Origin of the sequence: Xanthomonas sp. WCS2018Noco2-27, assembly GCF_031843525.1 — a bacterium.
Classification (GTDB): domain Bacteria; phylum Pseudomonadota; class Gammaproteobacteria; order Xanthomonadales; family Xanthomonadaceae; genus Xanthomonas.
This window is the reverse complement of record NZ_JAVTIK010000009.1, coordinates 39112-63644: the sequence shown is the minus strand read 5'-3', so window position 1 is coordinate 63644 and position 24533 is coordinate 39112. Positions and strand designations below refer to the sequence as shown.

The window sequence follows — 24533 nt, the reverse complement described above, 5'->3', positions numbered from 1 at the left end:
ACGCGCGAAAGGAGCCATGCATGCACCGCCGCCGCTTCCTGCAATCGTTACTGGCCGCCACCGGCAGCGCTGCGCTGGGCGGCTTTGCCTTGCGCAGCCTGCCTGCACACGCCGCAGAAGCGGCCGCATTCCAGGCGCAGTTGCAACGCACGCCGTGGCTGCTGGGCTGGCGTAGCGTCACCAGCCCCACCCTGGGGCCGGCCACCGCAACGCTGCAGGGCACATTGCCCGAGGGGTTGGCAGGCAGCCTGTATCGCAATGGCCCGGCCTGGACCGAGCGAGCCGGGTTTCGTTACGAGCACTGGTTCGACGGCGACGGCATGGTGCACCGCTGGCAGCTGGGCGGTGGGCAGGTGCAGCACCGCGGACGCATGGTGGCCACCCACAAGTTCACCCAGGAGCAGCAGGCCGGGCGCTTTCTGTATCGCGCGGCCGGCACTTCCGTGCCGGACATGCAGCCGGCGCGCAACAACGACGACGTCAACACCGCCAACATCTCGGTCACGATGCTCAATGGCCGACTGTTCGCGCTATGGGAAGCCGGCTCGGCGATCGAACTGGATCCCGACGCGCTAAGCACCATCGGCCCGGTCACCTGGCGCGAGGATCTGGCTGCGATGCCGTTTTCTGCGCACCCATTGACCGACCACGATGGCAGCGTCTGGAATGTCGGTTCGATCAGCGTGGTGGGCTCCACCGGCGTGGTGCTCTGGCACCTGGGCGCCGATGCCACGTTGCGCAACGTGCAGCTGCTGCAGACCGATGCGCCGGCCTATATGCACAGCTTTGCGATGACCGATCGCCATCTGATCCTGGTCATGGCGCCGTATCGGCGGCTGGACGGCGACGGCGCGTTCTTCGAGCAAATGCGCTTCACCCCGGATGCCCCCTGCCGGATTGCGGTGGTGCCCAAGGATGCGCTGGACCAACCGCGCTGGTTCGAGGCCGACTTTGCGGTGGCCTATCACTTTGCCGATGCCTACGCGCAGCAGGACCGTATCGTGGTGCGCGCCATCGTGCACACCGATCCGGAAGAAGCCCGCTCGCCGATGCGCGCGGCCATGCACGGCGACCCGAACGCCAAGCCGGCAGCGGTGCAGCTACGCAGCCTGCATCTGGACCTGGCCAGCGGCCGCGCGCACTGGCAGGTGCATCCAGTGGACAACCTGGAACTGCCACTGTTCGACCACCGCACCCCACGCACGCACGGCGCACGTCTATATGCGCCGTGCATCGATGGCCCGAACCAGTCGCCGTTTCTCAACGCCGTGGCCGGCTACGACCTGGAACGCGACCGCCGCCAGGTGCACCGCTACGGCCCGCATGTGCTGGCCGAAGAACATGTGTTCGTCGCCAAGCCGGGCAGCACGCGCCCGGACCAGGGCTGGCTGGTGGGAACGGTGCTCGACACCCAGCGCGCACGCACCGGGTTGATGGTGCTGGACGCACAGCACATCGATGCCGGGCCGATCGCGCAGGCATGGCTGCCTTACGCGATTCCGCTGGGATTCCATGGGCATTTTGTGGCGGCTGCATAGCGCGGCGGCGGACCTGGCCGCGCTTGCGTCCTATGACCGCTGACAACCTTCTTCACCGAGCGACGCATGGCGCGTTGCGAACGACAAGGCCATCGCCACACTGACGGACAGCGTGGCCGTTGTAAGACACGCGTTGCTACCAACAGACGCGCCGCCCATCCCCGCAACACACCGATCGCCTTACACTCAACGGCTACCCCGCAGCTGTCGTCCGTCTTCGATGATCATTTCTGCCGCTTCCGATTACCGTGCCGCCGCGCAGGCGCGCTTGCCGCCCTTCTTGTTTCATTACATCGATGGCGGCGCGTATGCCGAGCACACGCTACGGCGCAATGTCTCGGATCTGGCCGATATCGCGCTGCGCCAGCGGGTGCTGCGCAACATGTCCGACCTGAGCCTGAGCACCGAGCTGTTCGGCGAAACCCTGGCGATGCCAGTGGCTTTGGCACCGGTCGGGCTCACCGGCATGTATGCGCGCCGCGGCGAAGTGCAGGCCGCACGTGCGGCGGCCGCGCGCGGGATCCCGTTCACCCTCTCCACGGTGTCGGTGTGCCCGATCGAAGAAGTGGCGCCGGCCATCAGCCGGCCGATGTGGTTCCAGCTGTATGTGCTCAAGGACCGCGGCTTCATGCGCAACGCGCTGGAGCGCGCCAAAGCGGCCGGCGTCACCACGCTGGTATTCACCGTGGACATGCCCACACCGGGCGCGCGCTACCGCGATGCGCACTCGGGCATGAGCGGGCCAAATGCATCGCTGCGGCGGATGCTGCAAGCGGTGACGCATCCGCGCTGGGCGTGGGACGTGGGCCTGCTCGGCAAACCACATGATCTGGGCAACATCTCGGCCTATCGAGGCAGCCCCACCGGCTTGCAGGACTACATCGGCTGGCTCGGCGCCAACTTCGACCCGTCGATTGCGTGGAAGGACCTGGAATGGATCCGCGAGTTCTGGACCGGGCCGATGGTGATCAAGGGCATCCTGGACCCGGACGATGCGCGCGATGCGGTGCGCTTCGGCGCCGACGGCATCGTGGTGTCCAACCACGGTGGACGCCAGCTCGATGGCGTGCTGTCCAGCGCACGCGCGTTGCCGGCCATTGCCGATGCGGTGAAAGGGCAGCTCAAGATCCTGGCCGACTCGGGCATCCGCAGTGGGCTGGATGTGGTGCGCATGCTCGCGCTCGGCGCCGATGCGGTGTTGCTGGGCCGCGCATTCGTCTACGCGCTGGCGGCCGGCGGCCAGGCTGGAGTAGAAAATTTGCTGACTTTGATCGAGAAGGAAATGCGCGTGGCGATGACGCTGACCGGCACGCATTCGATTGCCGAGATCAGCGGCGATGCGTTGAGCCGGGTGACGCGCGAGGCCACGGTGTCTGCGTAGCCGTAATGCAGCCCTGAAAGTTATGGCTGGACACACCAACTGCGTCCTGTCTGCAGTGACAAAAACGCCTGGTCGTCCAACCTGCCGCGTTAGCCGCGAGACCGCAATTCCGGCGTGAGGTGCACGACGTGCGCCTGCGCTATTGGATCTCCAGCATCTTGCCGGCCATCAGCGCTTGGGCGATGGCGAAGACGTTACGCGTGTCGGCACGGATTCCGTCTGCGCCGAGCACCACGCGCTGATCCTGCGCGCCGTCCATTGCCCGTTCCAGTACCTGGTTGTAGCGGAAACTCAGAAGCAGCGGACCCAGCAGCACGGCGCGCTGCGCTTCGGGCAACGGGCCGCCGTTTGGCGATGCCTGGTGCTGGGCCGCATCGACCACCGCGTTCCAACCGGCGATATAGGCATTAGCCTCGATCGCCATGTTGTGGTTCAGTGCCTCCTGCGCCATCGGTGTGGCGTCGAAATCGGTTCCCTTGGCCTGCGCATCGCGGAGGCCGGCAGCCATTTTTTCCGCCAGCGTCCGCTCGAACTGTGCATGCCGTTCGCTGACTCCCGCGTGCACTGCCAGGTGAGCGAGCACAAACACCAGGTTGTCAGCGGCCAGGTCGCCGCTACGTAGCGCATGTGGGCGTGGCGCGTCACGCAGTTGCTGTAGCAGCCCGCTGGTGAGGATCATCTCCTTGTCCAGAACCGCCGCAGCGAACGGACGGTCCTTGACGACTGGCTGCGCGGTGTCGGCGACGACACGGATGCGCTTGAGTTGCCCGGCATCGACCAGTTGCACTAACTGCCCACGTAACAGGGGCGCCGCGCGGACAGATGTCCGCACCTGCTCCGCTTCGACATTGCTGCCTTGAATACCGGCCAGTACCGGGTCGAGCGCATCTGCTGCAAAGGCCGGTAGCACGCACAGCCAGGTAAACATGAAGACGTAAGCGCGCATCAATGACATTGCAGAGTCCTTTCATCGCAATCCAAGTGTCCGCAGGCTAACACGGCCTGTGCTGCCCACTCCGGGCCTTGTGGATCACACCTTGGGCAAGCGCTGGCGCAGCTGTAGCACCTCCGCCCACGGGTCACTACGCTGTCGCTTGGCGCGTTGCACGGCCTTGTCGATCGGAAACGCATCCGGCCCGCTAATCTTGCTGAGCTCTTCCCAGTGCAGCGGTACTGCGACGGTGGCCTTTTCCCGCGCACGCAGCGACCACGAACACACGCTGGTGTTGCCGCGGCCGTTACGCAGCCAGTCGACAAAGATCACGCCATGGCGCTTGGCCTTGCTCATGGTGGCCACGTAACGCTCCGGTGCCTGTGTGGCCAGCGCCTGCGCGAATGCCTCACAGAAATCGCGCGCTTGCTCCCAGCTGGCATCGGGCACGATCGGCACGACGACATGCAGCCCCTTGCCACCGGATAAGCGCACTGCACTTTCCAGTCCCGCCGCGCGCAGCTTGGTGCGGATGTCGCGCGCGGCGGCCACCACGGCGGACCAGGCGACCTGTTCGCCCGGATCCAGGTCAAACACCAGGCGGTCCGGATGCTCCGGGTCGTCGATGCACGCCCCCCACGGATGCAGCTCCAGCGTGTTCATCTGCACCAGCTCGAGCAAGCCGGCTGCATCCTCGATATACAAATACTCCTCAGTGCCGCTTTTCTGCTTGAGCGCAATTGCTTCGATATGCGCGCCCAGTTGCCGACCCTGGTGCTTCTGGAAGAAACAGTCGCCACCCACGCCATCGGGGCAGCGCAGCAACGACAGCGGCCGGCGCGCAACTTCCAGCAACACCAGCGGTGCGACGGCACGGTAGTAGGCCGCCACCTCGCCCTTGCTGATGCCCAGCGCAGGAAACACCACACGCTCGGGATGGGTGATGGTGACGCCGTCGGTGGGCAGCGCCGCCGCTGTCTTCTTCGACGTGGCCGATGCAGTGCTGGTGACGCTCGATGCTACGGATGTGCTGCTCTTGGACGCTGCCTTGGCAGCGCGTTTGGGTGTGGCCGTGCTCGCAACGCTGCTCGTGGTCCTGGAGACTTTTTTGGTCGCAGTATCCCGTGTCGCCACGCTCGATTTCGCTACCGCAGCACGTGTCTTGGTCGCGCGCTTGGCGGGTGCAGCGCGGTCGCCACCCAGATCGGTCATGGGTTTGTCTTGCCGCAAGCGCTTGAATGCGGCCTGCCGCAACAGCCCTTGCTTGGCCCAGCCACGGAATGCCACTTCGGCGATTAGCGCAGGCCGCACCCAGTGCACATCGCGCGGACGGCCCGGCAGATGCGATGACAGTTCCAACGTGGCGGTGTCGCTGTGCAGCGCACGCAGTTGCGTGGTGATCTTGCCCAGCAACGCGTCATCGAAACCGGTGCCCACGCGGCCCACGTAACGCAGCGCCTTGCCGTCCAGTTGTGCAAGCAGCAAGGCACCGAAGCCACTGCGCGCGCCCTTGGGATCGGTATAGCCCACCACCACAAACTCGTCGCTGTCTTCGTGCTTGGTCTTGACCCAATCCGCACCGCGGCCGCCGTGATACGCCGCATCGGCGCGCTTGCTGACGATGCCTTCCCAGCCCTTGTCGGCGCTGGCCGCAAACACCGCTGGCCCGCGCCCGATCACATGGTCGCTGTAGGCCAATGTGCCTGGGGTGTCGCCCAGCAATGCACGCAGCAGCTGTTTGCGCTGCAGCAGCGGCGTGTCGCGCAGATCGACGCCGGCCACACCGAGCAGATCGAACACGAGATAGCGCAGCGGCTGCCGCACGCTGCCATCCAGCGCCCGTTGCAATGCGGAGAAATCGCTACGTCCCTGCGCATCCAGCACCACCAGCTCACCATCCAGCCGCGCGTCGCGCACCGGCAACGCCTGCAGCGCGCTCACTACCTCCGGGAAGCGCTCGGTCCATGCCTGATCGTTACGCGAGCGCAGTTGCACACGGCCATCGACCAGGTCGGCCAGCAGGCGATACCCATCCCATTTGATTTCGTGCAGCCATCCATCGCCGTCTGGGGCCTGCTCGCGCAACAGCGTGAGCTGCGCGCGCAATTCGGTCGGACACGGCGCATCGCGTGCGCCGTCCAACTCCAGTGCCCGCATGCGCCAGTTGACCTGCTTGGATCTGCGCTTGGTAGCGTGGTCGTTCCGGCCCATCGGCTAGCCGGCCTTGCGGCGCGGCGCGGCTTTTGCAGCGGTTTTCTTGGTCGCCTTGCTCGCCGTCTTCTTGGTGGCTTTTTTGGCGACCTTCTTGGTTGCGGCCTTCTTGGCCGGCGCTGCGTTCGCGCTAGCGCTGCCGGTCTTCTTGGCTGGTGTGCGCGTATTGGCCTGCAGGCTTTTCTGCAGCAAAGACATGAAATCCACCACGTTGGTGGTGGCGTCTTCATGCTGGGTGGGCTCCACCTCCACCTGCGTGGTGCCGCCCTTTTCCTGGATGCGCTTGCGCAGGATCTTCTCGAGCTTGCCGCGGAATTCGTCGTGATAGTCCTCCGGCTGCCAGGTGCCGGACATCGACTCGATCAGCTGCCTGGCCATCTCCTGTTCCTTGGGGGTGATGCGGTACTCGCCCACCGCACCTGCCGGCAATTTGAAATCCTGCGGGTCCACCACTTCCTGTTGATAGCGCAGCAGCAACAGGATCAACGCATCACCCTGCGGCATCACTGCGGCCAGGTATTCACGGGTGCGGATCACCACCTTGGCAATACCCACCTTGCCGGTGTCGCGCAGCGTTTCGCGCAACAGCACATAGCCTTTTTCGGCCTTCTTGCCTGGCACCAGGATGTAGGGCTTTTCGAAATAGCGCGGGTCGATGTCCGCCGCATCGACAAAGGTTTCCACCTCCACCGTTTCGTGGCTTTCCGGCGACGCCGAGCGGATGTCCTGCTCTTCGACGATGACGTAGCTGCCCTTGTCGTACTCGAATGCCTTGACGATTTCCTTCCATGGCACTTCATCGCCGGTATCAGCGTTGACGCGCTCGAAGCGGATCGGCTTCTTGTCGCGCGAGTCGAGCATGCGGAAGTGCAGGTCCACCTTGCGCTCGCCGGACATCAACGCTACCGGCACGTTGAGCAAGCCGAACGACAGGGTTCCGGTCCAGATCGGTCGTGCCATCAGTGCGCCGCTCCGTGGATAGCTGCGTCGGGAATATGATCCAGCGCCAGCCACGCGTCTTCGACGATGGTGCGCGCATGCGGCCAGTCCAGGCGCGAGTTGCCGCGCATGCTGTCCCACTGCGCCGCCAGCGCCTGCTCGCAGTGCGCATCATTGCCGCGCGGCCAGTCTGCAGCGTGGGTCAGGCGGGCGAACGCATAGGCCGGCGACAGATCGCGCCAGGTGGGCCCGCCCCGGCGGCGGCGCCGCTGGTAATCGGCCAGGCTGTAGCACTGGAAGTCCTGCGCCACACCGACTGCATCGACTTGTGGTCGCTTGCGATGGGTCCGCTTGGCCGCGGCAGGCTCCACCTGCGTACTGAACAGGCGACGGTCGGGACGGCGGTCCTGGGGGCGCATGGTCTGCTCCACGGTGCAGCATTGAGGGCCCACATCAGTAGCGCCGCTGCCGTGATCCAGACGTGAGAAATCCGCTTATATCGTGCGATTTGCGTGACCTTCACCGCGCACGCGCTGAACTGGCAGCCCATCCAGACAGCAGGAGCGGCGCCATGTCCCGCGACCCCTTACGCGACCAACCCACCCAACCGGGCGAACAGCACGGCAAGCGCGATGCCGAGCAGTATGAGGATCGCGGTGCAGGCGATGCACCAGGCCGCTTGATCCCGGCCGATGACGACACCCCTGCCAAGACCCCGGGCAGCACACCGGCAGCCGGGCACTGACAGCGGCGCGGTCGCGGGGCGGGTCTGGCGATGCTAGGCCCGCCCCGCCGCCTGCAAACGGCGGAACTCGTCATCACTGAAGAGCCGCGAGCGCACCAAAAATCGCACGCCTTCGCCATTTTCCAGCGAGAACATGCCACCACGGCCTGGCACCACATCGATGATCAGCTGGGTGTGCTTCCAGTACTCGAATTGCGGCGCGCTGATGTAGAACGACGCGCCGCCGATCTCGCCCAGCAGCACGTCGCGATCGCCAACGATGAAGTCCCCCACCGCAAAGCACATCGGCGACGAGCCATCGCAACACCCGCCGGATTGATGGAACAGCAGATCGCCGTGCCGCGCGCGCAGTGTGTCGATCAGCTGTAATGCTGGCAGCGTGGCCATGACCTGCAATGGCAGGTCCGTCTGGGTGATCGTGCCGTGCATCATCCGCCTCCAATGGCCGCGTCAGGCTGCCATATCGCGCACGATACGCCCCTCGCGGTCATGCGGGCACGCATGCATACGACAGTGGATGTGGCTGTCGGGTGTGTCGGTCGCCACGGTCGTAGCCACCCAGGTGTTCTGCAGAGGAAGTGCACCGCTTGAGGTCAAGCGGCAGGAGGCAAGTCAGATTCGGCCGTATCCGCGATCAACCATCATCCCAGCACCGGACAACCACGCAACCTGCGCGTGGAGCCCGCTCCCCACAGCCGCATGGAGCGCAGACATGGCGGTACGCGCAAGAGGCACCGGCCGCGCGGACGCAGCCGATAGTCGCCGCCCTCACATGCCACTCGTACACTCCGCCTTTGTGCGCCATCCGCATCCGCCCGACGCCTGCGCGTCACGTGGTGCTGGTCACTGTGCGCTTTAACGCTCATACGGAAGGAACCACACCATGAAGCAACGCCTGCTCACCGCCGCCCTGCTTGCCCTGCTACTGCAAGGCTGTCAGGCGCCCGAGTCCACTGCCGCTGCCGATCCCGCTGCGCCGACCTCCACGGCCACGACAACCGCCGCCCCGGAACCGGCACCTCCGGCCACCCCGGCAGCACAGCGCCCCGCGCTGCCCCAGGGAGCCTGCGAGAAAACCGAAGACGGCTTCTCTGCGTTTCTGGAAGCGATCGTCGCCGATCCGGCGTTACGTGCGGCCTACAGTGCCCCACACGTCGAAGAACGCGACCTGCGCGACCCGTCCAAGCCGGTGGACCGCCCCGGCGAGCCGTTCCGGCTGGTCCTGATCGATTCGCGCTGGTCCTACGACGAGCCCGACAAGCAGCCCGAGCAACTGGCGCGGGTGAAGCTGGAGCTCAAGCCCGACGGCGAGCGCATGCGCGCAGAGTTCATCAGGGCCGAGTTCTCCCCCGACGAAGAAGTCATCAAGACCGTCGGGGCACCGGAGGCCTATGTGTTCGACTACACGCAGCAATGCTGGCAGTTGACCCAGCATCTGCGCTGATCGGCGGCTAGCCCGCCTGCGGGCAGACGCCGTCACTCTTGGTTGTCTCGCTATCAATAAGGAAATTGCACATGCCCAGGTACACCATCGTCGAATCGGTCGGACGCGGCGTCCAGCACATCCACGACTACGAAGACATCGAGCGCCATCACCCCACGCGCGGTAACGAGCGCGGGCGCGTGTACGGCACCGTCAACGGCGAACGCGAAGAACTGCTCGGCAACTACAACGGCGCGGCAACCGTCTCGCGCGATGGCGACCATTACGTGTCGAAGGATTTCGTGCTGCAGGCCGGTGGGGCCAGTGCGGTGCCGGTGCCGGCCATTGCCAGCGGCTATATCGGCCGCGTGGATGCCAGCGACGGGATCGTGCAGATCTACGACAAGCCCGCCTCCGACCCGAGCCGCGAAATGATCGCGCAGTACCGGCATCTGGACCTGCGCAATACCCAGCTGGAAACCGGTGCGCGCATCGAATACGGGCAATCGGTGGGCATCCAGGGCGGCTTCAACAACGGCAATCCCAGTGCGTTCGGCAAGCACGTGCATGTGGACATCAACACCAGCTACCTTCCACAGGCCGAGCGCTATGTGCGCGACATCAGCAGCGGCGCGATCACCACCGATCAGCGCCCGCAACACACCCAGCCCAACCTCACCGGTACGGCCCAGGTGACGGACATTTCAGGCAGTGGCCGCACAGTCGCTGCGCCGGGCGGGGCCGCGGCGGTGAGCGCCGCTCCAATGGCCGATGGCGTGCTGCGCAAGAACGAACACGGACCGGACGTCACAGCGCTGCAGCAACGCCTCAACGCGCTGGGCTATACCGATGCCCAGGGCCAGCCATTGGGCACCGACGGCAAATTTGGCGATCGCACCCTGCAGGCTGTGCAGGCATTCCAGCGCGATCACCAACTGAGCGATGACGGCATCGCCGGCCGGGATACCTTCAAGGCGCTGGCCGGCGCCCAGCCACGCCAGCCCGAGCATGCCGCCGCCGCGGAGCAACGTGACGCGTCGTCGCGCCAACCGCTGCTGTCCGATCAGACGCATCCGCAGCATGCGATGTACCAACAGGCAGTAGGCGCGCTGGAAAAGCTCGGCCCTGCGGGCGGGTTCAAGGACCGCAAGGAGCTGGAGCAGGCCGCCGGCACCCTCACCCACGACGCCAGCATCAGCGGACTGACCCGCATCGACCACGTCACGCCCAACAAGGCGGGCAACGGTCTGTTTGCGGTAGAAGGCAGGCTGGACGACCCGGCACACCGCCGCGCCTACGTCGATCGCGACCAGGCGGTGCAACAGACGCTTGAGCAATCCACGCAGAAACTGCGGCAGGATCTGCCGACCGGCATCGAACAAGAGCCGGCGCGCGAAACCAACCGCGCGATGGCGATGTAGCCGGTCATCGGTTATCGCAACGTCCTGCAGGCGGCAGGGTCTGCTGCCTGCGAGGAGTTGCTGCATGCGCGATTGATCGATCGGGACACGCGACGAGCAATTGCAACGTGACAACGGACTGCGTGCAGGAGCTGCGTTCGGGTGATAAAAGCCGCAGCGCGCAACGACCACGCCGTCGTCTACGGGGCACGCTGACACCCTCGACACGGACGCGCCGTGCCTGCGCTGTTGATGGCGTGCCGCCCGAACAGGCGGCACGCCATCGGCTCAGAAAAACCCCAGCGCTTTCGGCGAATAGCTCACCAGCAGGTTCTTGGTCTGCTGGTAATGGTCGAGCATCATCTTGTGGTTTTCGCGGCCGATACCCGACTGCTTGTAGCCACCGAACGCGGCATGCGCGGGATAGGCGTGATAGCAGTTGGTCCACACTCGCCCGGCCTGGATCGCGCGGCCCATGCGGTACAACCGCGACGCATCACGACTCCACACGCCAGCGCCCAGGCCGTAGAGCGTGTCGTTGGCAATCGCCAGCGCCTCGGCTTCGTCCTTGAAGGTGGTCACCGACACCACCGGTCCGAAGATTTCTTCCTGGAACACGCGCATCTTGTTGTGGCCCTTGAACACGGTGGGCTTGACGTAGAAGCCCTCGGCCAGCTCGCCATCGAGCGTGTTGCGCTCGCCACCGATCAACACTTCGGCGCCTTCCTGCCTGCCGATGTCGATGTACGACAGGATCTTTTCCAGCTGCTCACTCGATGCCTGCGCGCCGACCATGGTGTTGGGATCGAGTGGGTTGCCCTGCTTGATTGCGGCTACGCGCTTGAGCGCTTTTTCCATGAACTTGTCGTAGATCGATTCCTGGATCAGCGCGCGCGAGGGGCAAGTGCACACCTCGCCCTGATTGAAGGCAAACAGCACAAAACCTTCCACCGCCTTGTCGAGAAAATCATCGTCTTCGGCCATCACATCGGCAAAGAAGATGTTGGGCGATTTACCGCCCAACTCCAGCGTCACCGGAATCAGGTTCTGGCTGGCGTATTGCATGATCAGCCGGCCGGTGGTGGTTTCGCCGGTGAAGGCGATCTTGGCGATGCGCGGGTTGCTGGCCAGCGGCTTGCCAGCCTCCAACCCAAAGCCATTGACCACGTTGAGCACGCCGGGCGGTAGCAGATCGCCGATGACCTCCATCAACACCAGGATCGACGCCGGCGTCTGTTCGGCCGGCTTCATCACCACGCAGTTACCGGCGGCCAGTGCGGGCGCCAGTTTCCAGCACGCCATCAGCAACGGGAAATTCCACGGAATGATCTGCCCCACCACGCCGAGCGGCTCGTGGAAATGGTAGGCGATGGTGTCACTGTCGATCTCGGAAATGCCACCTTCCTGCGCACGAATCGCGCCGGCAAAATAACGGAAGTGATCCACGCACAGCGGCACATCGGCATTGAGCGTTTCGCGCACCGGTTTGCCGTTGTCCCAGGTTTCGGCATAGGCCAGCAATTCCAGATTCTGCTCGATGCGGTCGGCGATCTTGAGCAGCACATTGGAGCGATCGGTGGTGGAAGTCTTGCCCCAGGCCTCTTTTGCCGCGTGCGCAGCATCCAGCGCCGCTTCGATATCCGGTGCGGTGGAGCGCGCAATCGAGGTAAACACCTTGCCGCTGATCGGCGTGGTGTTGTCGAAATACTGGCCACCATGCGGCGCAACCCACGCACCGCCGATGAAGTTGTCGTAGCGCGATTTGAAGATGGACTGCGGGTCGGTATTGAGCGGTTTGGTTGAGGCAAGCGCGTTCATCATGGTCTCCTGGCAGCGTGGTCCGATGCGAACGTGTATACCCGCCCGAGTGCTAGCGCAATGTCATGTCAGGCGCTGTTGCGCTGCGTCATTTCCTGCTATGCAGAAAGACTGGTTTTCCCGCTGAAATGCATTGCAGCGCATCATCGCCTACAGGCGTAAGGCGACGATCAAGACGCAGTAAAGAGCGCGTGTGGCGGCAATACCGATGGCAGCGTGACGTTGATATCGGCGTGCGGGCACTGTCGTGTCGCCAAGGTCAACGCGTGGTTGTGTGTGTCCCTGACGGCATCGGCTCGTCCAGCGGTGCCTTGCAGTCGGCGACGCTTTTTTGATGGTAGGAGCGCAACTGCCATGCAGCGGCCGGCGTCTGCTGCCATACATAGACCCAGCGATAACGCTGACCGGCATTGCACGCATCGATGGTGACCTCATCGCGCGGGCGGCCTTGCGACGGCAGGGGCAGTGCCGCGGTGGCTGCATCGATGCGTGAGCCCATGGGCCTGTCGAAAAGGACGGTGCTGACGCGAACAGTGCCCAAATCGGCAGCGGCTGGCGGCGGCATCTGCCTGGTTTGACCGCTCGGCCTGGTTTGCTGCAGCAGCCAGGCATGGATCTGTGCGATAGCCGGGGCACCGGCGGGGTAGTCGTGCACGATGCGCATGTCCATATGGTCTGCCCTGGCCACATTGCAGGCCAGCAGACACGCCACCGTCGCCGAAAAAACCAACGCTTGCTTCCAGGCTGTCATCGTTGCGCTCCTTGCAGTGAATGAGTGCTCCAAACTATCACGCACGTGTTGAGTGACGACAGCCTTCTTCGCATGGCGCGACGCTGCTTCAAGCCGCCGTCTTACCTCCTGCGGCGCGCCATGCCTGCACTGCCGCAAGCACGCGGTTGCCATGCAGGTCGCTGCTATCGCGCACGGCATAGGCGTGTGGTCTGGCTTGTACCTGCGCCGCCAGTTGCGCGCAGGCGGCGTGCGCGTCTACCAACACATCGGCGAGCTCTGTTGCATTCAACGACAGCAGGATCGAGAAGCCGGTGGCCGACATCGTGCAGTTGATGTCCAGCCAGTAGCGGCTGTCCTCGCGCAGGAGAAACCAGTCTGCGGGGGCGTGATCGATGACGCGCATGGTGTGGCCTGGCGTTTTGCTGAAGATGCCGCTGCGCGCCGCTGTGGCGGCCGCGTAGCGAGGCGTGTTACCGGGACGGCTTCGTCGCGCCCGGGTGCGCTCCTACGGGGCAGCGGGCGCGTTGTTGGACGCGCACCGCCTGCGGCCTGCTCAGCCACCAAAATCCCACTGCAGTCCCACCGTGTACGTGCGATCCGGACCCGGCTCGTAATAGCGCCCGTTGCCATCGTTGACGATCACCGAGCCCACGTACTGCCGGTCCAGCGCGTTGTCGATGCGTGCAAACGTACGCAGCGCACCCTGCGCAGTGGTCCAGCGGCGCGAGGCTTCCAGATTGACCAATGCATAGCCGGGCGCACGTTCGGTGGCCAGGTCGTTGGCCACGGTGGCGTCGGAGGCCACCGTTTCGGCGGCAAACTGCCACTGCGCCGGCTGCCACTGCCAACGCGCGAACAATTGCTGGCGCGGCACGCCGGGCAGGCGCGAGCCGCTGGCCACCGGTGCGGTGGGCGTGGCGCAACCGCTGCTGGCGCAGGTGAGATAGCCATCACGCACGGTGGCGTCGACAAACGTGTAAGCCAGCTGCACTTGCTGGGTGGCGCCCAGCGGTTGCTGCCAACTGAGCTCGGCGCCCTGGCGGCGGGTGGCGCCGATGTTGCGGAAGGTGCTGCGGCCGTTGGTGTTGCTGGCCACCGCCAGTTCGTCGTCGGTGTCGGCGCGAAACAGCGCCAGCTGCAGCGCCGCGCCGCTCTGCGCGCGCCACTTGCTGCCGACTTCGTAGTTGCGGCTCGTGGCCGAGCCCAGATCCAGCGCCAGACCGGCAGCGCCATCGTTGCGATAGCCCAGCTCGTTGAAGGTGGGTGTTTCGAAGCCGCGTCCGGCGGAGGCGTAAAAACGCAGATCGTCGGTGGCGCGGAACACGATGCCGCCCACCGGCGTGGTGGCCGAATAATCGCGCCGCCCGCTATCGTCGGGATTGCGGCCCACGATGTAGTGGTCGTCCGACTTGAAACGCACCTGGCTATGCCGCACGCCCAGCAATGCAGACCAGCGGTCGCTCCACTGCCACCAGGCCTGCGCAAACTGGTCCACGTTTTCGACCTGATCGCGCTGATTGCGGCGCAGCGCGCCCTGCACGCCCAACGTGGCGCCAACGAAGTTTTCGTAGCCGGTGCGGTGCTGCCGTTGGCGATCGACGTTCGCGCCCACGGTGAGCTGCAGCGGCCGGCCCAGCGCCTGCCCCTGCCACGCCCAGCGCGCGTCGGCGCCTTCGTAATTGCTGTCCAGATCGATCACGCCACCGGCGTGCAGCGGGTTGCGCTGCACCGCCACCGGCACCGCCAGAAACTGCTCCACGCTGCGCTGCCCGCCATAGGCCATCAGCCGCAGCGTCTGGCTGTCGAATTGCTGGGTGAAGATCGCCCCGGCCTGCGATTGGCGCACCGATTTGCGGGTATTGAACTGCGTGGCCACCGATGTGGCCTGGCGGGGGTCGGCGTTGAATTGCGCGCGGGTCAGACCCAGCGGGTCCTGTGCATCGGGCGCGTCGAGATAATTGAGCACCAGATCCAGCCGGCTGCCGGGCGCCAGATCGAAACCGAGCTTGGCATTGACCGAGTCGCGCTTGGCGCGGCTATGGTCGCGGAAGCCGTCGGTTTCGAAGTGATTGGCGGCCAGGTTGTAGTGCACCGCGCCCTGCTGGCCGAGCAACTGTGCGCCCACATTGACGGTGGCACTGCTGCCGTAGGTGGCACGCAGCCGCCATGGATCATCCGGCTTGCCATCGGCGCTCCACAGCTGCAGCACGCCGCCGGAAGAGTTGCCGTACAGCGCCGAAAACGGCCCGCGCAGCACTTCCACCCGCTCGGCACCCAGCACGTTGAAGTGCGACAACTGGCCTTGGCCATCGGGCATGCTCGCCGGGATGCCGTCCACCAGCAGGCGCACGCCGCGTACGCCGAAGGTGGAGCGCGCACCGAAGCCGCGGATCGACAGCTGGGTGTCCTGCGCGTAGTTCTGGCGGTCGCGCGCCACCAGCCCGGGGATGCCGTCCAGCAGCTCGGACACCTGCGCGCCGCGGCGGTTGTCGTCGTCGGCCGACACCACGGTGAACGAGGCCGGCAGGTCGAAGTCGTCCACCCCGTGCACGCGCGCGGCATCCACCTGCACGGCTGGCAGCAGTTGGGGTGTGGGCTCGGCGGCCAGGGCGGGCGCAACGGCGCTCGCAACGAACACGCCGCACGCGGCGGCCAACAAGGTGAGTCTGGGCATGCGCGTAGTGTCCCTCATCCGTCCTGTGGCCGTATCGTTGCGTGCGGAACGAAGCATGCTACGCCCGCCACGCCCTGCTACGATGAAGTGGTTTGGCCCAGCAGCGGTCAACGATCCGGAAGTACCCCACTCTTTCGTCCTTCAGTGAGTCATGCCGTGTCCTTCTTTGCAAACGTAGAACAGGTTCCAGGCGACCCCATCCTGGGCCTGACCGAGGCCTACAACGCCGATAGCCGCCCCAACAAGGTCAATCTGGGCGTGGGTATCTATTACGACGAAAACGGCCGCATCCCGCTGCTGCGCGCCGTGCACAAGATCGAGCAGCAGCTCGCGCAGGAAGCCAAACCGCGCGGCTATCTGCCCATCGACGGTCTGGCTGCCTACGACAAGGCCACCCAGGAGCTGCTGTTCGGTGCCGAATCGGCACTGGTGGCCTCCGGGCGTGTGGCGACCTCGCAGACCGTCGGCGGCAGCGGTGCGCTGCGCGTGGGCGCAGACCTGCTCAAGAAGCTGCTGCCCACCTCCACCATCGCCATCAGCAACCCGAGCTGGGAAAACCACCGCGCGGTGTTCGGCGCGGCCGGCTTCGAGGTCGTGGATTACACCTACTTCGACGCAGCGACCCACGGCCTGAATTTCGACGGCATGCTCGCCGATCTGGCAAAACTCGAACCGGGCACGGTGGTGCTGCTGCACGCCTGCTGCCACAACCCCACTGGCGCGGACCTGACCAAGGACCAGTGGAAGCAGGTTGCCGGCCTGTTGAAGGAACGCAACCTGTTCCCGTTCGTGGACATCGCCTACCAGGGCTTCGACAAGGGCATCGAGGCCGATGCCTACGCGGTGCGCCTGCTCGCTGCCGAAGGCATCGACAGCTACGTGGTGGCCAGCTCGTATTCCAAGTCGTTCTCGCTGTATGGCGAGCGCGTGGGCGCGTTGTCGGTGGTCTCGGCCACTGCGGCCGAAGCCAAGGCCGTGCAGTCGCAGGTCAAGCGCATCATCCGCACCATCTATTCCAGCCCCTCCACGCACGGCGCCGCACTGGTGGCCGGCGTGCTGACCAGCCCGGAACTGCGCGATGTGTGGGAGCAGGAATTGACCGAAATGCGCGAGCGCATCCACGCCCTGCGCGCCGGTCTGGTCGAGCGGCTGGCCACGCTGGGCTCGCCGGAATTTGAGTTTATCCAGCGCCAGGCCGGCATGTTCTCGTACTCGGGACTGACCAGGTCGCAAGTAGACCGCCTGCGCGACGAGTTCGCCATCTACGCCGTGGGCACCGGCCGCATCTGCGTGGCCGCACTGAGCCAGCGCAATCTGGACTACGTGGCCCAGGCCGTGGCGACCGTCAGCCGGATGTAAGCGGCCACCGATGCGGTTGACCGCATCGGTCGATCTACGCAACGCAAGTACCGGGAGCGCGCAAGCCTCCCGTTTTTTTTATGCCCGCGCAGCAGAGCCTTTGGCAGGCCTGCGGCCACACGACGCGCTCCACAGCCCACCGCGGACAATCCACGTGACAGGGCGGCGACACGTTCCAGGCCCGACGCCGTCGCTCGCCAGAGGCACAAGCCGCGGGCGACGACAGGCGCTGCGCCCGCCAGCCCCGCATGCACGGGAGCAGCCACGCTATCGACGGGCGACGCGCACTGCCTGCTCCCTTCCCCCGCCCGCGGGGGAAGGTGCCCGAAGGGCGGATGGGGGCAAGCGCAGCGCAACCATCGCAGCCCCCCATTCGCACATGTTCGATCAACCGCGCTCTGAAACGCGCAGCAAGTGATCGAAATCTAACGGCGCAATGGCGACAATGGCGGCCCACTTCCTACACAGGCTGCCCGCCCCCATGTCGCGTCCCTCGCTGACCCGCTTCCTGATCGAAGAACAACACGCCGGCCGTATCGATGCGGAATTGCGCCAGCTGATCACCATCGTCTCGCGCGCCTGCAAGCGTATTTCCATCGCCGTGAGCAAGGGTGCGCTGGGCGGCGTGCTTGGCGATGCCGGCACCGGCAACGTGCAGGGCGAGGCGCAGAAAAAGCTCGACGTGCTCAGCAACGACATCCTGCTCGAAGCCAATGCCTGGGGCGGCCACCTGGCCGCGTGCGCCTCCGAAGAAATGGACCACAGCCAGCCGGTGCCCGACCAATACCCCAGCGGCGATTTCCTGCTGCTGTTCGACCCGCTCGATGGCAGCTCCAACATCGACGTCAACGTCTCGGTGGGCACCATCTTCTCGGTGTTGCGCGCGCCCAAGGGCACCGAAAAGCCCGGCGACGAACACTTCCTGCAGCCGGGCACCCAGCAGGTTGCCGCCGGCTACTGTATCTACGGCCCCAGCACCATGCTGGTACTCACGCTCGGCCACGGCACCCACGCCTTCACCCTGGAGCGCGAAGAAGGCAGCTTCCTGCTGACCCAGGCCGATATGCGCGTGCCCGAAGACACCGCCGAATACGCCATCAACATGTCCAACCAGCGCCACTGGGAGCCGGCGATGCAGGCTTATGTGGGCGATTTGCTGGCCGGTAAGGACGGCACGCGCGGCAAGGACTTCAACATGCGCTGGATCGCCAGCATGGTCGCCGACGTGCACCGCATCCTTACCCGCGGCGGCATCTTCATCTACCCCTGGGACAAGAAGGACGCGTCCAAGCCCGGCAAGCTGCGCCTGATGTACGAAGCCAACCCGATGAGCATGCTGGTGGAACAAGCCGGCGGTGCGGCCACCACCGGGCGCGAACGCATCCTGGACATCCAGCCCACGCAACTGCATCAGCGCGTGCCGGTGTTCCTGGGCTCGAAGAATGAAGTGGCGCAGGCCACGCGGTATCACCTGGATGCGGATAAGGCGTAAGGCCAAGTTTCGGCTTGGCCACGGACAAGGCCTGATTTACTCAAGACACCCGCCTGGTGCGGGTGTCTTGAGGATTGTCGCCAGGAGTGGCGTATTGGTTGGTGATAGATCGCAACTATGCCAACGACCGCAGAGGCCTGGCGACCTACACAAGCGCATGTGTCGCTCGCCTCGAGCCCTATGCCGGTTCCTGGCAGGGCCTGCTATTCGAGACAGGCGAGGAACCCAAGTACGTTGTGTACACGTACGCACAAGGTGGATCTGCACTTGTGGACATTCACAGCGCGCGTGGAGGTCATCTGCTCTGCCCCAGGCAGGATGTGCATTGCAGGCTTGATGACGGCGACCGCATCCGCATTGGAGAACTGGCGTGTTGATCTTGAATGCGACCTTCGCTGCGACGCAGCCGACATGACGTGGGCCGCTTCAGAGCAAGGCGTTATTGCTAGCCATGGCAAAGGTGGCGAAAGCGGGCTTGAAGATTCCTGCCGTCTCGATATACGCCTGCCTTACCGCGTCAATTTTCAGCAGCTTCATCCTTTTCACCATGGCAGTGCTTTTCGTCGATGCTGATAGTGCAGGCAGCCTTCTTTCTGGTTTTTTTGTTATTTCATTCGTCATGGGTTTGCCTGCATTTCTGGTTCTGGGCGTGCCCGTATTGCACTTGGTTCCCAGGCTGAAACACGCGCTTCCTCGCTACGCGGCCCTGGCCGGGGCAATCAGTGCAGCGATCGTCGACTGTTGGCTGTACTTGTTTGGCCATGTCCCGGATCTAACCGATTCCCTGCGGGCTGCGACGATATTTTTTGGATCCACCATCGTCTGGGCCGCATTCGCCGGCTTGCTGTACCAGTACACCAGGAAATCACCGTAAAACGCGCAGCTGCAGCGTATAGCCGTGGTGTTCCTCGCTGCGCACCACCAAACGCAAGACATGCTGGGCTGCAGGATGTTCGCGCGGCACACGGTGCCGCCATGCTCATCAGCATGGCACGCGCTTTACCAGCCAGATGTCGATCTATGGCGCGAACGGATGGCCACATGTTGCATGCCAGGGGACGTTGACGCACGCGCATCCATCCACAAGTATTGGCGCGCTCGCACTCCCGCCGCGCCAACCGAGCTTTACCGATGCGCATGCGCACTGCCCGTTGCCTGCTGGTTGTTGTTGGCCTGGTACTTCCGTACGCGGTGCGACTGCCGTGTGGCATGGACTGGTTGCGGCAATACACCGACACCGGCTTAGGCGGGTGGCTGTTGTTGGGCGGATTCAACGCAATCGCCTGGGGGGCGCTGCTGGCGATCAGTTTTGCGTACCGGCGGGCGGTCGCGCTGCTATTGCCGTGCCTGCTTGGCTTCGGTGCGTTGGCCTGGGCGCACGCCACGCTGGATCTGCGTGCCGACGCGCAGTCGGCGCTGGCGCTGATCTTCATCCCGATCTATGCGCTGCTGCCGATCGCATTTGGCGGCCTGCTAGGCTATCTGTTGGACCGGCGATTGCGGCCTCTACCTGCACGCTGAGCCCGCCATGGCGCATTGCCTGGAACCCAAGGTTTACGCGATGGGCATGACGGCGCTGCAGATGGAGCTGCCAGATGCCGCGTCGCCATTGCCCCCTTGACCGCCAACGCCCACAGCGGCCAGTCTCGGGGGCTGGCGCGGCGGGGAGTCGTGCCGCTCGCCTTCAACGGAGAACCGCTGTGGACCGTCGTACCTTCCTCACCTTGTCCGGCGTCGGCGCAGCCGGTCTGTTATTGCCGCATACGCGTCTGATCGCTGCCGAACAATTGCTCAGCCCGGTGGATGCGGCACGCAACCGCCGCTTGTCCGATACCGCATTGACCACGGCCAAGGCGGCCGGTGCCAGCTATTGCGATGTTCGTGTGGGCCGGTATCTGCGCCAGTTCGTGATCACTCGCGAGGCGCAGGTGGAGAACGTGGTCAATGCCGAATCCAGTGGCGTAGGCGTGCGCGTGCTGGCCGAGGGTGCATGGGGCTTTGCGGCAACCAATACGCTGACCAGCGATAGCGTGGCCACCGCCACGCGGCAGGCGGTGGCGATTGCCAAGGCCAATGCGCGGCTGGGCGGCACGCCGGTGCAGCTGGCGCCGGTGACGCCGGCCGGGCAGGTCAGTTGGAAGACACCGATCAAGAAAAACGCGATGGAAGTGCCGCTGCAAGACAAAGTCGCGCTACTGATGGACGTCAACGCGGCCGCGCTCAACGCCGGCGCCACCTTCGTGGCCTCGCGCATGTTTGCGATCAACGAACAGAAGTATTTCGCCAGCAGCGATGGCTCGTATATCGACCAGGATGTGCACCGGCTGTGGCTGCCCTTCACCGTGACCGCGGTGGACAAGGCCAGCGGCAAATTCCGTACCCGCGACGGGCTGTCCTCGCCGATGGGCATGGGGTATGAGTATCTGGATGGCTATGCGCGCGAGAAGCACGCGCTGCCTGGCGGGCTGGTCGGTTATGGAAACAGCTACGATGCGCGCGAAGACGCCATTGCCGCGGCAAAGCAGGCGCGCGCCAAGCTCACTGCGCCGTCGGTGAAGGCCGGCAAGTACGATCTGGTGATCGACCCGAGCAATCTGTTTCTCACCATCCACGAATCAGTGGGCCACCCGCTCGAGCTCGATCGCGTGCTGGGCTATGAGGCCAATTACGCCGGCACCAGTTTCGCCACGCTGGATAAGCGCGATGCGAAGTTCCGCTGGGGTAGCGACGCGGTGACCTTTGTCGCCGACAAGACGCAGCCAGGCAGCCTGGGTGCAGTGGGCTACGACGATGAGGGCGTCAAGACCAAGCAATGGGACTTGGTGAAGGACGGCATTCTGGTCGATTACCAATGCACGCGCGATCAGGCGCATCTGCTCGGCAAGACCGCTTCCGACGGCTGCAGCTACGCCGATTCGTGGTCCAACGTGCAGTTCCAGCGCATGCCCAACGTGTCGCTGGCAGCGGGCAAGGCGCCGCTGGCGGTGGCGGACATGATCAAGAACGTCGAGCGCGGGCTCTACATCCATGGACGCGGTTCGTACTCGATCGATCAGCAGCGCTACAACGCGCAGTTCGGTGGACAGCTGTTCTACGAGATCGAAAACGGCCAGGTCACGCGGCTGGTGGAAGACGGCGCTTACCAAATCCGCACGCCGGAATTCTGGAACGCCTGCAGCGCGGTCTGCGACGCGCGCGACTTCCGGTTGGGCGGCTCGTTCTTCGATGGCAAGGGGCAACCGAGCCAGGTGTCGGCGGTGTCGCATGGCTCGGCCACCGCACGTTTCGATGGCATCAACGTGATCAATACCGCGCGTTCGTTGGGCTGAAGTCTTTGAGCTGAAAGCGGCTAACGGGATGGTTTGTTCGCCGGTGTAGGGCGAGGTGCTCGCAGCGCTAACGGGACGCTCAGTGCCCTCTTTGCTGGATGGCTTCGCTGGTATATCCAAACCGCAACACGTTGCTGGACAACGGCGAACGCCTACAGAACAAGGAAACGCGTGCACGCGTACCTGGCCTGCTTGACGACCTGATCGCCAGCACCGCAACACAGGCACCGCAACACGCGGTGTCCGACGCAGAAGAACGTGCAGCGCGCTTGCGCCGCAACAAACCGTTTTGGGAGGCAATCGATTCGGCGCAGCACCCGATCGATTGGGCTGCATGGTCCGAACCGCAGCGATGCAAGGTGTCGGCGCAACTGTATCGCCAAGCACTGGCATTGCCGCCTGCGCAAGCAGCGCAGTCATTGCGCGCATTACGGGTTATCCATTTCGATTGAATCCCGGGTAAGCGGTCATGATTGCATCGCCAACGATGCGCGAGACAAGCAAGGGCTGCCGACTCCATGTGCCGTCAGTTGACTCACCACCGGGCAGCGGTGAGTATCGCCCTCGGGCCGGAGTGGGACGGTCTACGAGAAGTCGATCTCTACGCGCAATGCCTTGCAAGCAGTCGCCTGACTGCCCGCAGGGATCGCATATCGATAAGGGAGTTCTCATGAAGACCGCATGCATTGCACTGGTGGCTGCCGTCGTGTTGCAAGCCACACCCGCCGTCTCCGCACCAACCGCGCCATCGCCACTGGTTGGAACCTGGCTGCTGGATATCGGCAGCCTGCCGATGCCGGCGGCGGTAAGGCCCAAGCGTGTCGTCCTGGAGTTCAAACAGATTCCGGGCAACAAGTGGTCCACCAGCGCCGAGATCGTCGAACACGACGACAAGACGCTGCAGGCGCAATCCACGCTGTTGCTGGACGGCACGCCGGGCAAGGCATCCGGCACTTACCTAGTCGATCGTGCCGCAGTCAAAATGCCCGAGCCCGGCGTGCTGGTGATGCAGTTGATGTACCAAGGCGTGCCGGCATCTACCCGCACCTATACGGTCAGCGCCGACGGCAAGGTGATGACCGAGATTGAAGCGTACTTCAAGGACGGCAACCCGATGATGCGCACGGCGTATTTCAAACGCGCGGCAAGCCAGACCAAGTGAGCACTGTCGAGCCGGCGCCGCACCGCGGCGCGGCTCGATTCCAGGGAAGACCTCGCAGCTCGGCGGTTGGCCTTACACAGGCCGCGTCGTCGGCTCGACACCCTGAATAAGGTTCAGCGAAGCTCTGAACAATCCACCGAAATCCTTTAACTCCAGCATCCTGCGTACCAATGCTGCGGCTTGGTCATCTAAGTGATATGGCTCGTCCACCGCGCGCTTCGATGGCATCAAGCGTGATCAATACCGCGTACTCGTTGGGCTGAACGTGTTGGACTGAAAGCGGCTGACGGGACGGATTTTTGTTGGCCTTGGTGTGCCGCCCTCAGCTCTTACGAGACACGGCGTGCCTCCATCGCTCGATGGTTCCTTTGGGCACCCAAACCGCCACAGTTCGTCGAGAGCGCGGTGCCCTCACCACTCGCGGGACACGCTGTAAATCCATCCTTGGACGCTCCGTAGCGGCATCCATGCCGCCACAGGGTCCCGCAAGCGGTAAGGACACCGAACCAGCACGGTGGTCGGTCGCTTGTTGAAAACCCAACACACCGACCCTCTTCACTGGTCCTTGCCCGCCTACCGTCGCGGGACCTTTGGCGGCATGGATGCCGCCAAAGAGCTTACAGGGACGTACTTGCAGCGTGTCCTGCGATGGTGAGCGGGCAAGGGCCCTGCAGCGAAACCGCAGCCGTAGCAGTGCGCGACTGAGACATCCACTGTGGTCACTAGGCTCAGAAGCACAGAGACGTCGAGACATACCGCCTCTAGGATGCAGTCAACTGCCTGGTGCGTCGAGGATGCGGTGCCCTCATCGCTCGCGGGGACACGCTGTGAATCCATCCATGGACGCTCCGTGGCAGCATCCATGCGGCCACAGGGTCCCGCAAGCGATGAGGACACCGCACCAGCACGTTGGTCGGTCGCTTGTTGAAAACCCAACACACCGATCCTCTTCACTGGTCCTTGCCCGCCTACCATCGCGGGACCTTTGGCGACATGGATGCCGCCAAAGAGCTTACATGGTCGTACTTGCAGCGTGTCCCGCGATGGTGGGCGGGCAAGGACCCTGCAGCCAAGCCGCAGCCCTATCACTGCGCGACTGGAATACCCACTGCGTGTTCAAGCTCTTTGGAGCATGTAAGACAACTACTGCGCACAACGCTGCGATCTTCACGCAAGGCGCGATCGTCAACGTGACAAACGCGTGCAGCATCGATCGACCGCGTGTCGCGGCGATGATGTAGCACGCATGTGCAGCCAGTCGTGTTCGCCACGTTTCAAGACAGATCCGCCGTGTCACTGATGTCATGTGGGACATCGTTTACCCACACCCCCCTGCCGAAAGTCATTTGACGCCGCATTCTTCGCCCGGCAAGAATCGGAGATACCGCGTGCAGAGCT

At 64.4% G+C, this 24533-nt stretch carries 21 protein-coding genes; 12 read left to right on the top strand and 9 right to left on the bottom strand.

Translation table 11 applies throughout. From position 1 onward, the window contains the following. Positions 1-20: 20 nt before the first annotated feature. Positions 21-1538: a carotenoid oxygenase family protein gene (locus tag RQH86_RS15050; protein ID WP_311238073.1), complete on the top strand. Its 1518-nt coding sequence runs from the start codon at positions 21-23 to the stop codon at positions 1536-1538. A gap of 220 nt (positions 1539-1758) precedes the next feature. Continuing rightward, a complete protein-coding gene (gene lldD, locus RQH86_RS15045) occupies positions 1759-2919 on the top strand; it encodes an FMN-dependent L-lactate dehydrogenase LldD (protein ID WP_311238074.1) in 1161 nt (386 codons plus the stop codon). A 139-nt stretch (positions 2920-3058) separates the two neighbouring features. Here the strand turns inward: lldD and RQH86_RS15040 are convergent, their stop codons facing one another. The 4 genes from RQH86_RS15040 to RQH86_RS15025 form a co-directional block, all read right to left on the bottom strand. After that, the gene (locus RQH86_RS15040; protein ID WP_311238075.1) at positions 3059-3874 is read right to left on the bottom strand and encodes a hypothetical protein; all 816 of its coding nucleotides are present in this window, start codon (positions 3872-3874) and stop codon (positions 3059-3061) included. Between the two features lie 75 nt (positions 3875-3949). Continuing rightward, positions 3950-6061, bottom strand: coding sequence for a DNA ligase D (ligD, locus tag RQH86_RS15035; RefSeq protein WP_311238076.1), 2112 nt, complete (start codon positions 6059-6061; stop codon positions 3950-3952). Positions 6062-6064: 3 nt separating this feature from the next. Next, on the bottom strand, positions 6065-7021 hold the full coding sequence (locus RQH86_RS15030; RefSeq protein ID WP_311238077.1) for a Ku protein: 957 nt from the start codon (positions 7019-7021) through the stop codon (positions 6065-6067). Further along, entirely contained in the window at positions 7021-7419 is a 399-nt protein-coding gene (locus RQH86_RS15025) for a hypothetical protein (RefSeq protein ID WP_311238078.1), read from the bottom strand. Before RQH86_RS15025 ends, RQH86_RS15030 begins: the two co-directional genes overlap by 1 nt. A 152-nt stretch (positions 7420-7571) precedes the next feature. Between RQH86_RS15025 and RQH86_RS15020 the strand changes: the two genes are divergently transcribed. Beyond that, complete coding sequence (locus tag RQH86_RS15020; protein ID WP_193553166.1) at positions 7572-7745, top strand: hypothetical protein; 174 nt, start codon at positions 7572-7574, stop codon at positions 7743-7745. A gap of 33 nt (positions 7746-7778) precedes the next feature. Here the strand turns inward: RQH86_RS15020 and RQH86_RS15015 are convergent, their stop codons facing one another. Further along, the gene (locus RQH86_RS15015; protein ID WP_115515095.1) at positions 7779-8174 is read right to left on the bottom strand and encodes a DUF779 domain-containing protein; all 396 of its coding nucleotides are present in this window, start codon (positions 8172-8174) and stop codon (positions 7779-7781) included. A 454-nt stretch (positions 8175-8628) separates the two neighbouring features. On the opposite strand from RQH86_RS15015, the gene RQH86_RS15010 reads away from it, so the two are divergent. Then, complete coding sequence (locus RQH86_RS15010; RefSeq protein WP_311238079.1) at positions 8629-9189, top strand: hypothetical protein; 561 nt, start codon at positions 8629-8631, stop codon at positions 9187-9189. 71 nt (positions 9190-9260) lie between these two features. Continuing rightward, on the top strand, positions 9261-10589 hold the full coding sequence (locus RQH86_RS15005) for a peptidoglycan-binding domain-containing protein (RefSeq protein WP_311238080.1): 1329 nt from the start codon (positions 9261-9263) through the stop codon (positions 10587-10589). 267 nt (positions 10590-10856) lie between these two features. Here RQH86_RS15005 and adh read toward each other — a convergent pair whose 3' ends face one another. The 4 genes from adh to RQH86_RS14985 all read right to left on the bottom strand — a co-directional run bounded on the left by adh (position 10857) and on the right by RQH86_RS14985 (position 15793). After that, on the bottom strand, positions 10857-12386 hold the full coding sequence (gene adh, locus RQH86_RS15000; RefSeq protein ID WP_055852878.1) for an aldehyde dehydrogenase: 1530 nt from the start codon (positions 12384-12386) through the stop codon (positions 10857-10859). 259 nt (positions 12387-12645) lie between these two features. Then, entirely contained in the window at positions 12646-13050 is a 405-nt protein-coding gene (locus RQH86_RS14995) for a hypothetical protein (RefSeq protein WP_311238081.1), read from the bottom strand. A gap of 175 nt (positions 13051-13225) precedes the next feature. Beyond that, on the bottom strand, positions 13226-13522 hold the full coding sequence (locus RQH86_RS14990; RefSeq protein ID WP_311238082.1) for a hypothetical protein: 297 nt from the start codon (positions 13520-13522) through the stop codon (positions 13226-13228). Positions 13523-13672: 150 nt separating this feature from the next. Then, positions 13673-15793 (bottom strand): TonB-dependent receptor, encoded by a 2121-nt coding sequence (locus RQH86_RS14985; RefSeq protein WP_311238083.1) that lies wholly within the window; start codon positions 15791-15793, stop codon positions 13673-13675. 156 nt (positions 15794-15949) lie between these two features. Between RQH86_RS14985 and RQH86_RS14980 the strand changes: the two genes are divergently transcribed. The 7 genes from RQH86_RS14980 to RQH86_RS14950 all read left to right on the top strand — a co-directional run bounded on the left by RQH86_RS14980 (position 15950) and on the right by RQH86_RS14950 (position 23135). Next, on the top strand, positions 15950-17152 hold the full coding sequence (locus RQH86_RS14980) for an amino acid aminotransferase (protein WP_055852989.1): 1203 nt from the start codon (positions 15950-15952) through the stop codon (positions 17150-17152). A 481-nt stretch (positions 17153-17633) separates the two neighbouring features. Then, positions 17634-18644, top strand: coding sequence for a class 1 fructose-bisphosphatase (locus RQH86_RS14975; protein ID WP_311238084.1), 1011 nt, complete (start codon positions 17634-17636; stop codon positions 18642-18644). A gap of 451 nt (positions 18645-19095) precedes the next feature. Further along, a complete protein-coding gene (locus RQH86_RS14970; protein ID WP_311238085.1) occupies positions 19096-19518 on the top strand; it encodes a hypothetical protein in 423 nt (140 codons plus the stop codon). 257 nt (positions 19519-19775) lie between these two features. Further along, entirely contained in the window at positions 19776-20165 is a 390-nt protein-coding gene (locus RQH86_RS14965) for a hypothetical protein (RefSeq protein ID WP_311238086.1), read from the top strand. 179 nt (positions 20166-20344) lie between these two features. Continuing rightward, the gene (locus tag RQH86_RS14960) at positions 20345-21973 is read left to right on the top strand and encodes a TldD/PmbA family protein (protein WP_311238087.1); all 1629 of its coding nucleotides are present in this window, start codon (positions 20345-20347) and stop codon (positions 21971-21973) included. Positions 21974-22071: 98 nt separating this feature from the next. Continuing rightward, entirely contained in the window at positions 22072-22425 is a 354-nt protein-coding gene (locus tag RQH86_RS14955) for a hypothetical protein (protein WP_311238088.1), read from the top strand. Positions 22426-22667: 242 nt separating this feature from the next. After that, a complete protein-coding gene (locus tag RQH86_RS14950; protein ID WP_311238177.1) occupies positions 22668-23135 on the top strand; it encodes a LuxR family transcriptional regulator in 468 nt (155 codons plus the stop codon). Positions 23136-24533: the final 1398 nt, after the last annotated feature.

Excerpts from the sequence above, each read along its gene's own strand:
- RQH86_RS15050 (WP_311238073.1), top strand. The coding sequence starts at position 21 with ATGCACCGCCGCCGCTTCCTGCAATCGTTACTGGCCGCCACCGGCAGC.
- lldD (WP_311238074.1), top strand. The coding sequence starts at position 1,759 with ATGATCATTTCTGCCGCTTCCGATTACCGTGCCGCCGCGCAGGCGCGC.
- RQH86_RS15040 (WP_311238075.1), bottom strand. The coding sequence starts at position 3,874 with ATGTCATTGATGCGCGCTTACGTCTTCATGTTTACCTGGCTGTGCGTG.
- ligD (WP_311238076.1), bottom strand. The coding sequence starts at position 6,061 with ATGGGCCGGAACGACCACGCTACCAAGCGCAGATCCAAGCAGGTCAAC.
- RQH86_RS15030 (WP_311238077.1), bottom strand. The coding sequence starts at position 7,021 with ATGGCACGACCGATCTGGACCGGAACCCTGTCGTTCGGCTTGCTCAAC.
- RQH86_RS15025 (WP_311238078.1), bottom strand. The coding sequence starts at position 7,419 with ATGCGCCCCCAGGACCGCCGTCCCGACCGTCGCCTGTTCAGTACGCAG.
- RQH86_RS15020 (WP_193553166.1), top strand. The coding sequence starts at position 7,572 with ATGTCCCGCGACCCCTTACGCGACCAACCCACCCAACCGGGCGAACAG.
- RQH86_RS15015 (WP_115515095.1), bottom strand. The coding sequence starts at position 8,174 with ATGCACGGCACGATCACCCAGACGGACCTGCCATTGCAGGTCATGGCC.
- RQH86_RS15010 (WP_311238079.1), top strand. The coding sequence starts at position 8,629 with ATGAAGCAACGCCTGCTCACCGCCGCCCTGCTTGCCCTGCTACTGCAA.
- RQH86_RS15005 (WP_311238080.1), top strand. The coding sequence starts at position 9,261 with ATGCCCAGGTACACCATCGTCGAATCGGTCGGACGCGGCGTCCAGCAC.
- adh (WP_055852878.1), bottom strand. The coding sequence starts at position 12,386 with ATGAACGCGCTTGCCTCAACCAAACCGCTCAATACCGACCCGCAGTCC.
- RQH86_RS14995 (WP_311238081.1), bottom strand. The coding sequence starts at position 13,050 with ATGCGCATCGTGCACGACTACCCCGCCGGTGCCCCGGCTATCGCACAG.
- RQH86_RS14990 (WP_311238082.1), bottom strand. The coding sequence starts at position 13,522 with ATGCGCGTCATCGATCACGCCCCCGCAGACTGGTTTCTCCTGCGCGAG.
- RQH86_RS14985 (WP_311238083.1), bottom strand. The coding sequence starts at position 15,793 with ATGCCCAGACTCACCTTGTTGGCCGCCGCGTGCGGCGTGTTCGTTGCG.
- RQH86_RS14975 (WP_311238084.1), top strand. The coding sequence starts at position 17,634 with ATGTCGCGTCCCTCGCTGACCCGCTTCCTGATCGAAGAACAACACGCC.
- RQH86_RS14970 (WP_311238085.1), top strand. The coding sequence starts at position 19,096 with ATGGCAAAGGTGGCGAAAGCGGGCTTGAAGATTCCTGCCGTCTCGATA.
- RQH86_RS14965 (WP_311238086.1), top strand. The coding sequence starts at position 19,776 with ATGCGCATGCGCACTGCCCGTTGCCTGCTGGTTGTTGTTGGCCTGGTA.
- RQH86_RS14955 (WP_311238088.1), top strand. The coding sequence starts at position 22,072 with ATGGCTTCGCTGGTATATCCAAACCGCAACACGTTGCTGGACAACGGC.